Annotated in this window: 12 protein-coding genes; 3 read left to right on the top strand and 9 right to left on the bottom strand. The window is 53.6% G+C overall.

Annotation, left to right across the window (positions count from 1 at the left end):
- Positions 1–98 precede the first annotated feature (98 nt).
- The 9 genes from Pla144_RS11215 to Pla144_RS11180 all read right to left on the bottom strand — a co-directional run bounded on the left by Pla144_RS11215 (position 99) and on the right by Pla144_RS11180 (position 9,907).
- Positions 99–767 carry a tyrosine-type recombinase/integrase gene (locus Pla144_RS11215; protein WP_146450762.1) on the bottom strand — a complete coding sequence of 223 codons (669 nt, stop codon included), beginning with the start codon at positions 765–767 and terminating at the stop codon, positions 99–101.
- A 78-nt stretch (positions 768–845) separates the two neighbouring features.
- Positions 846–2,252, bottom strand: coding sequence for a phage terminase large subunit (terL, locus tag Pla144_RS11210; RefSeq protein ID WP_197530579.1), 1,407 nt, complete (start codon positions 2,250–2,252; stop codon positions 846–848).
- The gene (locus Pla144_RS24560; protein ID WP_197530578.1) at positions 2,143–2,766 is read right to left on the bottom strand and encodes a helix-turn-helix domain-containing protein; all 624 of its coding nucleotides are present in this window, start codon (positions 2,764–2,766) and stop codon (positions 2,143–2,145) included. Before Pla144_RS24560 ends, terL begins: the two co-directional genes overlap by 110 nt.
- A 2-nt stretch (positions 2,767–2,768) precedes the next feature.
- Positions 2,769–4,064, bottom strand: a complete 1,296-nt coding sequence (locus tag Pla144_RS11205; protein ID WP_146450760.1) for a DNA modification methylase — start codon at positions 4,062–4,064, stop codon at positions 2,769–2,771.
- A 105-nt stretch (positions 4,065–4,169) separates the two neighbouring features.
- Complete coding sequence (locus Pla144_RS11200; RefSeq protein WP_146450759.1) at positions 4,170–4,889, bottom strand: putative quorum-sensing-regulated virulence factor; 720 nt, start codon at positions 4,887–4,889, stop codon at positions 4,170–4,172.
- Positions 4,890–4,898: 9 nt separating this feature from the next.
- A complete protein-coding gene (locus Pla144_RS11195; protein ID WP_146450758.1) occupies positions 4,899–7,511 on the bottom strand; it encodes a YfjI family protein in 2,613 nt (870 codons plus the stop codon).
- Positions 7,512–7,513: 2 nt separating this feature from the next.
- Positions 7,514–7,792 (bottom strand): DUF1580 domain-containing protein, encoded by a 279-nt coding sequence (locus tag Pla144_RS11190; RefSeq protein WP_146450757.1) that lies wholly within the window; start codon positions 7,790–7,792, stop codon positions 7,514–7,516.
- A 149-nt stretch (positions 7,793–7,941) separates the two neighbouring features.
- The gene (locus Pla144_RS11185) at positions 7,942–8,604 is read right to left on the bottom strand and encodes a hypothetical protein (protein ID WP_146450756.1); all 663 of its coding nucleotides are present in this window, start codon (positions 8,602–8,604) and stop codon (positions 7,942–7,944) included.
- A gap of 79 nt (positions 8,605–8,683) precedes the next feature.
- Entirely contained in the window at positions 8,684–9,907 is a 1,224-nt protein-coding gene (locus tag Pla144_RS11180) for a tyrosine-type recombinase/integrase (protein ID WP_146450755.1), read from the bottom strand.
- A gap of 245 nt (positions 9,908–10,152) precedes the next feature.
- On the opposite strand from Pla144_RS11180, the gene Pla144_RS11175 reads away from it, so the two are divergent.
- The 3 genes from Pla144_RS11175 to Pla144_RS11165 all read left to right on the top strand — a co-directional run bounded on the left by Pla144_RS11175 (position 10,153) and on the right by Pla144_RS11165 (position 12,399).
- Positions 10,153–10,383 carry a hypothetical protein gene (locus Pla144_RS11175; protein ID WP_146450754.1) on the top strand — a complete coding sequence of 77 codons (231 nt, stop codon included), beginning with the start codon at positions 10,153–10,155 and terminating at the stop codon, positions 10,381–10,383.
- 390 nt (positions 10,384–10,773) lie between these two features.
- Positions 10,774–11,010, top strand: coding sequence for a hypothetical protein (locus Pla144_RS11170; protein ID WP_146450753.1), 237 nt, complete (start codon positions 10,774–10,776; stop codon positions 11,008–11,010).
- A gap of 18 nt (positions 11,011–11,028) precedes the next feature.
- Positions 11,029–12,399, top strand: coding sequence for a deoxyguanosinetriphosphate triphosphohydrolase family protein (locus Pla144_RS11165; RefSeq protein WP_146450752.1), 1,371 nt, complete (start codon positions 11,029–11,031; stop codon positions 12,397–12,399).
- The last annotated feature ends 500 nt before the right edge of the window (positions 12,400–12,899 follow it).

The following is a 12,899-nucleotide window of genomic DNA, read 5'->3' as shown; positions in this document are numbered from 1 at the left end:
TCTTCAGAGGTGAACCAACTTCTCCATCACTCAGAGTATAGTGGCTGCTTGAAATACTTGTTCATCATAAAATCAAGTTCCTACAAGATCAGGCACTCTCACCCAAACAAGCTCCCCAGCCCCTCTTCCTCGACGGCCACATGCAAGTAAATACTGGTGATACTCACATTCGAGTGCCCAGCCGCGTCGCGAAGTTCAGCCAACGTCCGCCCACCAGCCAACGCGTGGCTTATAAAGGTGTGTCGTCCGTGGTGAATGGTGAGCGTCTTGAGCCGCTCCGGACCCAGCACCTTGCAGGCTGTGCGAAACCTTTTCCGGAGCGTATGTCTAGAGAACACCATTTTCTCGCGGTCGGTTCGCCATGAGCACACAAACAGATCACCCGGCTTCGCACCCCGTGCCAACCGGTCATCCCGCCAAGCGACGAGGTCGTCGAACGTCCCCCGATCCCACCACAACGGAACCATCCGCGGTCGCCCCCCCTTCGAAGCACTCGCCCGAATCCGCAAGTGGGGCCTGGGCATTTCCAACCGCACATCCCCCATCTGCAACTGGGCTATCTCAGAGGCCCGCAGGCCGCCACACGCGGCCAGGCGGAAGATGACTAGGTTCATACGGGTACTCTTGGAGCGTGCCGCCTTACGGCGCAATTCGGCCAACACGGCGGCCATCTCCCGCTTCATGAGAATCTTGGTCGCATCGGCTGCTCGGTTAGCATAGTTTGCCATCGTTTGCTCATCATCACTGTCAATTGGGGTAGTGGTCATAACTGACTACCTCCGTTGGTGCTCAAAAGCAAGCGAATGTGGACCCATTTCACGCATGTTGGGTCCAGTTTGGTAGATTTAGACCGCGATGATCCGCACATACTCGGGTTCTGGGTAGGAGATTTCATGGAACAATTGGCGTGCCAACCGCATTGCCATCTCCAAGGCATCGGGGCCATCGTCGTGGGATCCATTGGGGAAATCCCGCAGCTGTTCCACCAGAAGTTTGGCACCGGCAGAACCCCCTTTGAAACGGATCTGGTGTCGACTTAGATAGGGAGTGAGACGCCTAATCCAAACTAGCTTGTTGACCTGATTGTTGATCGTATAGATGGGCATCATGATCCCTCGCTCTTGGCCTCGTCGCAGGAGATCGTTGGCCAGGAGTTCCTGGAACTGGTTCACTTCTACGCCGAACCAATCGGGACGGAACTCCAATTGAATCTCCACCGCCGTCTCGGTAATAATTGTGGTATTACGCACCGCCAGATCGGCATCCACATAAAGAACCCCGTCGCTGACCATCAACATGACGAAGGCGGAGTAATCGCCGAACTTGGACTCGACCCCTTTACTGGGATCCAGGGCCACCACCTTGCAGTCCCAGGTGGCAGGCCATTCGTTAAACCAGATATCGGGACCAAAGAAGTCATCAGGCCACTCGGCACTTCCTTCCGCTTGGGGGTTCTGCTGGTACAACGACGACCAGTAGTAGTTGGTATGGGTCGCCTTCACCTGCTCGAGTCGTTCCTGCGTAAACACCTCAGGCCAGAGGGCTTCACCAGGTTTTCTACCGAGGATGTCGTGTTCTTCGGCCAGGGCTGGGAATTTTACGACCTTCCAGCGGTCACCCGTGTCCCGGGCTTGATGGAGAATCCTGCCGGTAAGATCGTCCCGGTGCCAACGGGTTTGAATGACGACCATCAGTGCCCCAGGACGGAGTCGAGTGGTGGCCACCGATTGCCACCACTGCCACTGTTTCTCGCGGAAGGTTGAACTACGTGCTTCTTCGTCGTTTTTGATCGGATCGTCCACGATCAACAGATGGGCACCCTTTCCCGTGATGGGTCCTCCCACTCCGGCGGCTGTCATGCCACCTTCGCGACCTTCGAGGTCCCATCGGTTGGCGGCACTGGATCGCCGGTTGACCCGCACCCCAAAGAGATGACCATGTTGCTCAAGGAGGTCCCGAGCCTTGCGTCCCCAGCTGGCAGCGAAGTCGGCCTCGTAGCTCGTCAGGATCACACGCCGATCGGGAAACTTCCCCAGATACCACGCAGGGAGGTAGTGACTACACAACATGCTCTTACCATGCTGAGGTGGCATCGAGACAACCAGGCCGTCGAGGTTTTCTTCAGCGGCCTGATCGATGGCATCAACGATCGCCTGGTCCAGGTAGGCGAGGTGCTTGGCCGGACTCCAGCGTCCCTGGCTTACTATCTGTGCAAAGGAGCCTGGGCTCAGGGTCGCCAGATAGTTCTCCATCACCCGGAGTTCCTCTTCGCTCGCGTAGGGCAGCAAGGATGGTAACGACGCGATCTCGTCTTTGTTCAGGATTGGCTCCATCAGTTTCTATCTCCATCCGTGAGGGGGCATCGAGGCCCAACAGGGCACGACGACTGGCAATACATTTATTTACCTGTTCCAGGAAACGGGGGTCCCCGTACTGATTCTTCACATGCCGACGGGTCTTGCGTTGGTGGGTCTCGTCCGTGGTAATTGCGGTCTGCGAGGGTTTCTTAGAACGTTCCCACGCCCCCCAGGCCTCGCGTTCGATGCGGTCGATCTTTTGAATCTCGACTTCGCGGGCCAGGTCGAAATCACGGACGGCGGACTCACGCCATTGCTTTTGGATACGTTGCAGATCGCTGCTGATAGTGGGTTGGCCAACTCCGACTTCATCGGCAATAGCACACTGCGTCCATCCCTGCAGGTAGAGATCGGCCACGTGCTCTCTGCGTTTGTTGATGGCTATCTTCACGCTACGCTTGACCGGCATTATCAGGACTCACTGGTATTGGATTGTAGGATGGCTTGCTTCCCCGAAAACTGCTGCCACCTCTCGACGATCACATCGCAGTACGGGGGATCAAGTTCCATCAGATACGCCTTACGACCTGTCTGTTCGCAGGCAATCAAGGTTGAGCCGGAACCACCGAACAGATCGAGCACGTTCTCACCAGGACGACTGGAATACTGGATCGCACGGACGGCCAGCTCGACCGGTTTCTCGGTCAGATGGACCATCGCATTAGGATTGATCTTCTTGACGTGCCAGAGGTCAGTCGCATTGTGGGGGCCGAAGTACTGGTGGGCCGCACCTTCACGCCAACCATAAAAACACCATTCGTGGGCACCCATGAAATCTTTGCGGGTTAGCACCGGGTGCTGCTTGTCCCAGATGATTGCTTGGCTGAAATAGAGACCTGTCGCCTCGAGGACTGGGGGATAGTTGCCACAGTTGGCATAGCCGCCCCAGATGTAGAACCCACGGCCTGGGTCAAGCACTCGGGCAATGTTGCCGAACCAGGCTTCGAGCAAGATGTCGAACTCCACGTCGCTCATAAAATCATTCATCAACGGCCGATCCTTCGCCCGCATCTTTTTCTGCGTGGGTTTGGACTTCTCGGGGTGCCGGGCCAGGTCGAACTTTTGGTGATGGCTGGAGTTTCCCGCGGCGATGGCATTGTTGCTCCTGGGTTCCACCTTCACGTTGTACGGCGGATCGGTATTCACAAGTTGGATCGTGGCACCATCGAGCAATCTATCGACGTCACTTGGAAGGCTGCTGTCCCCGCAGAGGAGACGATGCTCGCCGAGAATCCACAGGTCTCCTGGTTGGGTGGTCGCCTCATCAGGTGGTGCTGGGATTTCATCAGGGTCGCAGAGTCCGTCGGCTGCTTCGTCACCCAAAATCTTGGAGAGTTCGTCCGGTGAGAAACCCAACACATCAAGATCGAAGTCGGCGTTCTGTAACTCCAACAACTCCGACGGCAGCAAGTCAAGATCCCAGTCAGCAATGGTGGCCGTCTGGTTGTCCGCCAGACGATATGCCTTCGCCTGCTCAGGGGTGAGGTCGTTTGCCACATGAACGGGGACCATCTTAAGGCCGAGGAGCTGGGCTGCCTTGAATCTCGTATGACCCACGACAATGATGTTGTCGCCGTCGACGACGATCGGTTGGCGGAAGCCGAACTCGCGGATGCTCTTGGCCACAGCGGCGACGGCGAGGTCGTTCACGCGGAAATTTTTGGAGTAGGGGTGGATATCGGCCAGACGGCAGAGTTCAATTTTCATGGGTTAATCTTTTTTCTTTTTGCCATACCAAATGGGAAAACAGATGAATTCATCGCACAGTGCACAGTCCCGCCTTAGGGACTGGCCGTCGTGAATAGGGGTATCTCATACTTGCTTGTGTGAGCATGGGGGACTTAGATCATTCCCATCTTCAAAGAGTGTGGAGTTCGGATTCCTCATCAAGGTGTCCTGAATCGCACTCCGCAATTCAGTGTCGACTGTTTTGTTTTTGGCTAAGAGCCACTCCAGGTAGTCATGCGGGACTTGCGAGAGCGGTTTGCCTTTGTGCTTTCCGAATGGCATCTTAGGCTCCCACGATGCCCTCAGTTCCTCGCAGAGTGGGTGGTGATGTAGCCGTCCGCCACACGATGGACAAGGAGGAGGATATTCACGGGGGCCACAGAGATACTCACGGTCTTCGTCAGTGATTTGCGACCAGTGGAATTCGTTGTCCACGTCAGATTCGTCCGGGAATCGGGGGAAGGATTCGCCCTCTATCGAGGGTTCAAGTTCCGTTTGAGATTCCTTTCCATACCCCGTAGGTCCTTTGTATTCCCAGCAGGCCGACGCCTGCCGACAGCCCTCCAATAGATCGGGTGGGAACTTTCCTTCAGCTTCGACCCGGTCGAGGGTGGCGTGCCACAGAACTGCCGCTGAGACATCCTCCGCTTGCAGAATGCCCAGCAGCAGGGGTGTATGCTCCCTGATACGTTCCAGCAGCTCGGGGGTTATGGATGACTTGGGAGAAAACTTCAACTCATCATCTTCTACGGTCAGTTCTATCCCCAGATCCCTGAGATCTAGCATTAGTTGGGTTACATTCATGTTTGCGCCCTATGACACTTCATAAAGATCTGGATCCACAGCTTCCGCGAAGAGCCGGTTGACCGGGTCCTCTGGAAACACAAAATGCCCTGTCGCCGGTGACAAAACCTCCTCCTGCTCGGAGATTTTGATAGTTGTGTCACCGGCACCAGTGTCGGCAAGCACAAATTCCTGTGTCGGAGCACCCCCCTTGGGACCCGAAGCCTGCATTTCCCAACGCCCATACTTCATGCGAACTAGCTCCTCCAAAGTTGCCTCAGCCACTCCGGCCTCACGGTAGCGGCGGGAACTACGCGCGAGTTCGCGAGGAGTTACGGAACCACCTCGGCGACGAATTAGATCGAGCAATTCTCGTGTATCGCGCTGCTCATCCGATTCGCTGAGTACGGCGTACATCCTGAGGGACTCAGCTCCAAACCAGTCTGAGAGCTCAATGGCCGAGTCCATGGCCTGCGCATCAATCTGGTTCTCTCCACTGGCGTCGCCAGCCGCCCAGTCGCAGAGCTGGAAGATCAACGCGAAGCGGGCCGTATAGGCCTCTAGCTTGCTCCACGCAGAAGTGGAATCGTCATCTAGACCAGTCATTTCTTGCCGATGACGGTTGTAATACTCGACCCATAAAGTCTTTGCTTCGGGGGTGAGCTGCATCCTCACGGGGATGGGATGTTCATCTTCATCAAAATCTGCCTCCAAACTGGCAAGTTGGGCAAAGACTTCTTGCAACAATAATTCAACGTTGCTGTCGATGACTCTCTCTGACCATTTAATAGGATTCGTTTCCGGCATAGCCAGAAGCAGTCGGGCACAGAGGCCATCTTGCATGTGCTCCCGGCCGATGGCGGTTCGCAAGATGCCCGGTTGAATCCCGCCAACAATATTGGCCGAAGCCCGCGGGACATGTACTGTCTTAATAGCGCCGGTCTTGCGGTCGATGGTAACGGGTTGTGCCGACCAGAACGCCAGCCAGTGACCTAAGTCAGAACCTTTTCCACCCTTGTATTCAGCGATTCCATTGACCCAGCCTGCAAGTTCGTCTCGGACCACAAGTACCCCATCAGGCTGGACTGCCAGCAGATTGACCAGGGCTTCAATTGTGGAATCTGAGGTGATGTATCGTCGGCAGACGGGCTCCTTTGGTTTTTCGGGTGGATCATCATGGCCTTTTTTATCTGTTTTCCATTTGGCATAGTCTTTGTCATAATTGGCAGCCGCGACCTTGTGCTGTTCGAGGAGTACCGCATGCGTTTCAAACGCGGCCTTTTGGATTTCCTTCAGATACCTAGTCGCTAGGTTGAGGGCAGGGGATTTTGCGCTGCCGCTCTTACCGATGATCACCGCCCAGATAATTGCGGGTTCCGTCCAGGTCGCCTTGAGTTCGATGACTCGCCTGTTCCCTATGATTTCCGCCAAGCAACCCAAGAGCGGTAAGGCAATAAAAGAAGGATCGCAGCCAATGGCCTCAGCGGCAGCTTCGACAAAGTGTCGGATGCAGCGAGGCAGGGCTTGCACCGGAAATGGCACCGCCCGAGGGATAATGTTTAACCCAGGTGGTGACAAAACCTCACGAGAGCCGTGGTTTGAGGAGGTTTTGTCACCGCTCGGCTTGTTTTGAGGTCTTGGATCAAACTTATTCCTGAGGTCATGCCAGTTCCAGGAGCATGAATTATGGTGACAGCTGGCTGCGAGAGCGCCATTTGGAAACTGGATCAGGAACGATCCATCACCCCCATGGTCGCACATAGGTGAGGTTTGAAATTTCCAGCACCTGCCACCTTGGTAGTCATGAGGATCGGATACATCCAGTTGATGCTTCTGGATGAACTCGTCGATGTCAAAGCTGGTTTGAGTAGGACGATTGGGAGAGGGTGATGATGCAGGTAAGGCAGCGGATTCAAGCTGACGCAGTGAAACCTCAACCAGAGTCCCTGGCGCGGACAGAATTTTCGACATGCGATGGGGACGAAAGGGGATATTGTCTCCCTTGCACGCCAGCGTGCCATACAGCTTCCAGATTCGAGCAGGGTTGGCTACTTTGACATCGACCTTAACTATGTCATCGTCAAACAGCTCAGCCAAGGCAGCCAGCACCCGCTGCACTAAACCCTCATCTCCCCTTGGCAGATCGATGAGATAAAGTAAGTGCCCGCCATTTCCTGAATCAGCTACGATTGGTTCCGGCCATCCCCTTTTGCTTAAGTAGCCATAGATCCTTCTTGCGCGAGCCAGCGCAGCTTCGTGCTCCTCATCTGATGCCGAGATCCCTGCGGGTCGTACAGCATCGCAGTCGATGAGTAGCCAACGACGCCTCTTGATGTCGTTGTCAGAAGTCGATTGCCCCTTAGGTGTCCGGATAATACGATTGCACGCCCTGGCTAGTAGGCTCTCATCAACAGGATTTGGAATGATATAGATGCCAGTTGCAGAACGGATGCAACCTAGCGATTCAATGAGTTTCTCACGGTCGTCAAAATAGCCGGAGTAGGTCCCAGTCCATCGATCCTTGGAGGTGGTCCCGTTCAGTATTCTCACTTCCGTCACTTGGTCAGGTAGTAGAAGTAAATCGAGCGCGCGGCGAATCTCCGCGACATCGAACAGAGGGGAATTACCGGTTGGAGGGACCATTTCTACAGATCCTCCTTGGCAAGATCTTCGTCGACATTCTCCAGCAGAATCTGGGACTCGCCGACAGCCGCGGTCGTGGCATTGAAGAACCGTCGGACGGCACTCACCGAGGTGAGACGCTTGGAACCCGCCTTCACGAACTCCAGGCGGATTCGTTTGCCATTGGGAAGCCGGATGCCATAGTGGGTCCAGCGGAAGAAGGTGCTGTAGTGAGGCCGTTCGCCGGAGACCTTTTCGACGGCGATAGGGCCAGCCAAGAGCTTCTCATGTTTCGCAGCCATTTCTAACCTCTGCAATCGGACAATGGTGTTTGCCAATGATTGCGGAGTTTAGCCGGTACTCACACTTCAGAAAGAAAATGGAAACTCGAAGCAGGGAAGAACGCCTAGGAAAGGCCTGGGAAAAATTTTAAACGGAAACTTCAAGGAAACTACCGCTTGTTTCTTTTTAGATTCCAAGTCACCAGACTAGCGGGGTCGATTCGCCTATCGCGGCCTTTCTTACCATTGGATTTCAAGGCCCCACTGTTCGCGGCTTTGGAGATAACGGACGCCGAGACGAACTGATCTTCGGCAGCTTGCGAGACTGTTGGCCATCCGGATTCGTCGACTGGCATTGTCGCCCTCGCCAACTCCGAACGCACGTCGGCCAAGAGCGTTTCCACGTCTACGTCCAAGACGCTACATTTCTGGATGGCCTCAGAATCCCAGGAGCGCACTGGTAATATTGCAGGCAAGTCAAGTAGAAGGTCTGCTTTAGCCTCATTGTCAATCGGGGCATCGTAGACGATGGAGATATATAAGTCTTTGAGCAAATCACTTACTGCCCTCAAAGCCACCTCATGCCACGAGACACCGGAGTAGGTCAAATACTGGCGGCTCTGATCGGAAGCTGTGGCGAAGGCACTATCCCCGTCTAGTAGTTTCCGTGCGAGACTTAACTGACTAACCAATTCAACCAGGGTCTTGTCGGTATTGTCCTTGATGGCATTTTCATCGACACCTAAACCTACCGCCTTGATTGATGCTTGGAGCCTACGAAACAGCTTAAGAGTATTCTGTACAGCTTTGGAGATTTCATTGATACTTGCCATTCGATCATCCCGATGTCACCCGACCGACCGGCAGTGTATGCTGGTCGACTATGACCATTGTTTCCAGAAAGCGTATTGCCTAACCCACTTCCCTCGCCACTCTCACAGCCAACTCGTAATCCTTCTCCGCATAGATCTGCGTGACGTTCGCCGCCGAGTGCCCCAGCACCACCTGGGCCGCCTCCAATCCAAACTTCCTACGAATCTCCGTCGCCGCGGAATGCCTCAGTCGATTCGGTGCCCAGCGATGTTCGGACCTCCACTCTTGGCGTTCTTGAGCAGTCAATTCTACCGAACGTTTAGGATGGGGAAACGCCTTATCACACGCCCGCTGAATCGCACGTCTGTAGCTGGCCGTGTTGTATTTCTCACCGGCAGTCCGCTTGGGCAGTGTGATGATGCTGGTGCCGGGGCGATTGCCATAACGAAGCGGGGTCTTGCGGTTGGCATGTCGTTCGGCCTTCCGCTGCCGCTCCGAATCACAGGGACGGAAACAATAGTCGTCCGGATTCCGATCCAGATACTTTTGTAGAATCTCCTGGCATTTAGGTCCCAAGGGGATCAGCCGTTCCTTATCGGCATGTTCCGTCTTGTGCCACTGGGGAACGTAGATCCAAACTTCAGCCGAGCGATCAATGTCGCAGGGACGCAGGATACAAACCTCCGCAGGACGCATGCCTGCCAGCCTTTGGAGCCTGACCATGTCGGCGACGACCTCCGTCAGGAAGGGCAGGGTGGCGTCAACGACGTCGTCGGGGACAGGCAGTATCTTCTCCGTCTCCCGTGCACCACTTCTTCCCTTGCGTAGACCTGGCACAGCGGTAAGTGCTTGGAACACCGCCGGTGGGATGAGTTCTTCTGCCACCCCCCACTTGAACATTCGCTTGATACGGCCGGTAGTGTCGTTGATATACTTGCGAGATAGATCCTCTTGGATCATCGAATCACGAAAGGTCTTAAATGCCTTGGGGCCGAACTTGACTGCCTCGGTACTCCCATACATTTTGCGAAGTCGCTTGAGGGCTATCCGCAGGGCAACGATCTCCTCGGTCTGCTTGCCGTTCCGTACATAGTAGGTCTTGGCAAACTTGAAGTATTTGAGAATCAGTCGATCAATGCGGAGAGAGGGCAGGGGGGTGTCGTCGAGTTCCTGCTGAGAAAGATAGGCGGCGATCTTACGCCGATACGCTTCATGGCTTTCCGGGGAATCGAACTTCCCGAGATAGAAATGGCGACCGTTGATCTCAACGATGGCCTGGCCACTGGCCTTGTGATTCCGATACGTGGGTACGCGCTTGTGCATTCGTTGGCTCCTTATTGCAAACTCTCCGAGTACGACTACTCGAAGTTTCGCGAATTAGGTGCCGCACTCGCGAACGTCGCGAGGTATCACAAAGCTTTGATTCGGCTATAGTTACGTCAAATGGGCGACACAAGATTCGAACTTGTGACCTCTACGGTGTGAATCTAGCCTAGTGCAATGGCACTATCAACGTTTTCCTCTGTATCTATAGTACTTTAGTCACTTCTCAGGTGCTTTGCAATCCCTTGCACGCCATTGCATTGATTCTCGAAGATTACGGGTATCACAGAGATCGGCAAATTGGCAAGCGGGTATTTATCCGTTTAGCAAAGAAGCAGGGCAGGGCGATTGCATTACTCGCCTCCGATCCTGTCGTCGTCCTGCTGTGGGTGTATCGGCTCCCCGCTGATGGCTATCAACTGCGAATCGTGCCGGGTTCGGACTCGCGCCGGGCTACCGCTGGAGACTCGGGGTGATCACGAACGACGATGAACAGGCGGAAGAATTCGCAGGACGATTTCTGTCAGATTTTGAATCCGGTGCCCGGGCTCCAGGTACCATCGGTATAGCGTACTGGTTCACCTGCTCCCATTCAGAGGGTTTTCTAGTTCGCCGGACAGTGCGTAAACGGCCGCCGTGGGCAATAGCCTTGATAATTCGTGTATGTCGAGGATGGAGGCTGGTAGAATAGGTAACCTGTCTGGGATCTGACGTTTCGGGTGTTAATTTGCAGAAAATAGCGAGAATAAACTTCCAGATTTGAATTCCCCTTCCGAACTCTGATCGGCCGAACTAGTATAATATAGGTGAGGAACCTCTGGATATCCAACTAGATGTGGGCCTACTTAAGTAGGAGGGCTTCAAATATGACCGACATGATGCGAATAAACAAAGCAACTGATGCCACTTCAGATTGCCTGCCTCGGCAAGAACCAATCAAGCTGCAAGATCTGTACAAAGCTGTTACGGCTAGCCTTGGAGATATTCGCTTGGGAGATTTCCGGGCGGCAGTGTTGCGTCTAGTTGATAGCGGAGAGGCCCAATATCAGGGAACCGAGACAATTATCAGGCTTCGCCCAGCTAAGGTCTCTTCTGCACTCTAAAAAGACTCTGCAAGCGCCTTGGCTGAATACGACGATCGTATCTGGGAGACTGGCAGCGACCAACGCGATGCATTCGCGCGTGACCGCGATCGAATTCTCTACACGGAAGAGTTTCGGAGATTGGCAGGGGTTACTCAAGTAGTGACGCCCACTGAGGGCCAAATCTTCCATAATCGCCTGACCCATAGCCTTGAGGTCGCCCAGATCGCGCGGAGGTTAGCAGAGCGGCTTCGCGATGACTTTCAGGAGGAATCTAGGTGCCATGACAACGTCAACCCTGATGTCGCAGAAGCCGCAGCACTGGCACACGATCTCGGCCATCCGCCTTTTGGTCATGTCGCGGAGAAGGAACTCGACACCCTGTTGGTCCGCCAGAAGATCGAAGGTATCGAAGGCTATGAAGGCAACGCCCAATCATTTCGAATAGCAACAAAACTGGCTGTCAGGTTTGACTTGAACCGCAGGAACACGAGCCTTCAAGAATTCCAGAACCGCAAGCCAGACGAATTTGGTTTGAACCTTACGAGGGGCACGCTGAACGCCATCCTAAAGTATCCCTGGCCAAGAAAAAACCAAGAGAGTTCTGAGAAGTGGGGTGTATATGAAAGTGAACAACTTGAATTCGATTGGGTGCGTAAAAAGAAACCCGAAGGCAAGCATCAAGCTGTTGAGGCTGCCATAATGGACTGGGCAGATGACATAGCTTACTCAGTTCATGACGTGGAAGATTTTTACCGCGCCGGGCTGATTCCGCTACATACACTTGCTCAGCACAAAGAAGAGCGAGATTCCTTCTTAGATGCCGTATTCAAAAGACACGAAGCGAAGGGTGGGCCAATTCAGAGTTCTGAATATGAGAACCTCACAAAAGCCTTTGATGAGTTTTTTAGCCCCTATCGGGGAGTACCGATTACCCAGCCTTATAACGGATCGAGCGCACAACGAATGAGCTTGAATATGTTTAAGGCACAAAAAATCGGAGAATTTGTTAAGGCTACCAAACTTACGGAGGATCCATCGGAACCGGTATTTATTGATCCTGGTTTACGCAATCAAGTCACGATTACGAAAGAGCTAGTTTGGCAGTATGTAATCTTGAATCCTGCCTTAGCGACACAGCAACACGGGTATAAGCTTATCGTTCGCTCCCTGTTTGAAGAGTATCTGCAAGCTTCAGAGAGCGGCGGATCTGACTTGAGAATAATACCTGCAAGATTTCGAAGCGTTATCGAATATTGGAATGAAGTTAACGATTCACAGATGCCGAGACATCGACTAGTTCGCACCGTGGCCGATGCTGTGGCTAGTCTCACCGACAATGAGGCAATTATTGCTTTCAAAAGGCTACGCGGTATATCTTCAGGCTCAGTTCTTGATCTCCTTCCATAGCCACCACAATGTGCTGATTCTACTTGTGCCGATGTATGGATCTTGGGACACAAGATAGTGTTAGAATGCATCCGCGGGGCTTGTATGCGCATATCTGTATATTTAGGGCTATCGCAGGAGGCACCAAATATCATCGCTACCAGGTAAATCAATGCACTAGAGCATCTAGGCTTCCAGGTCGGAACTGTGGACATTGGCAGCACAACGTGTTTTAAGAAGTGGATCTGCTATAGACGCACAGAGGATCGAAACCGGGGGGATACTTTGGGGCAACTGAAGAAAAGGTAGTTGTCAAGGCTGTGGAGGGCGCAGAGAAGTTCTATTACTGGATTCTTGTTTTCTGATAGTTGCCAATCCATAATAGCACTATGACTCCCAATGACTTCGTTATAGCAGGTTGGTCCATCGGCCTGCCTCTGTTCTTTGCAGGCATCTTACTCAACTGGCGACAGTCTGGGAATTTCTGGGCACTGCCACTTGACTACTCCCGGTCAGCCTTT

It is taken from the genome of Bythopirellula polymerisocia, from assembly GCF_007860015.1.
Lineage (GTDB): Bacteria > Planctomycetota > Planctomycetia > Pirellulales > Lacipirellulaceae > Bythopirellula > Bythopirellula polymerisocia.
Note: the sequence above shows the minus strand (reverse complement) of the source record. Positions and strands in the feature narration are given on the sequence as shown.

What these genes read in the sequence shown, in the direction of transcription:
- Pla144_RS11215 (WP_146450762.1), bottom strand. Translation starts at nt 767, where the DNA reads ATGACCACTACCCCAATTGACAGTGATGATGAGCAAACGATGGCAAAC.
- terL (WP_197530579.1), bottom strand. Translation starts at nt 2,252, where the DNA reads ATGGAGAACTATCTGGCGACCCTGAGCCCAGGCTCCTTTGCACAGATA.
- Pla144_RS24560 (WP_197530578.1), bottom strand. Translation starts at nt 2,766, where the DNA reads ATGCCGGTCAAGCGTAGCGTGAAGATAGCCATCAACAAACGCAGAGAG.
- Pla144_RS11205 (WP_146450760.1), bottom strand. Translation starts at nt 4,064, where the DNA reads ATGAAAATTGAACTCTGCCGTCTGGCCGATATCCACCCCTACTCCAAA.
- Pla144_RS11200 (WP_146450759.1), bottom strand. Translation starts at nt 4,889, where the DNA reads ATGAATGTAACCCAACTAATGCTAGATCTCAGGGATCTGGGGATAGAA.
- Pla144_RS11195 (WP_146450758.1), bottom strand. Translation starts at nt 7,511, where the DNA reads ATGGTCCCTCCAACCGGTAATTCCCCTCTGTTCGATGTCGCGGAGATT.
- Pla144_RS11190 (WP_146450757.1), bottom strand. Translation starts at nt 7,792, where the DNA reads ATGGCTGCGAAACATGAGAAGCTCTTGGCTGGCCCTATCGCCGTCGAA.
- Pla144_RS11185 (WP_146450756.1), bottom strand. Translation starts at nt 8,604, where the DNA reads ATGGCAAGTATCAATGAAATCTCCAAAGCTGTACAGAATACTCTTAAG.
- Pla144_RS11180 (WP_146450755.1), bottom strand. Translation starts at nt 9,907, where the DNA reads ATGCACAAGCGCGTACCCACGTATCGGAATCACAAGGCCAGTGGCCAG.
- Pla144_RS11170 (WP_146450753.1), top strand. Translation starts at nt 10,774, where the DNA reads ATGACCGACATGATGCGAATAAACAAAGCAACTGATGCCACTTCAGAT.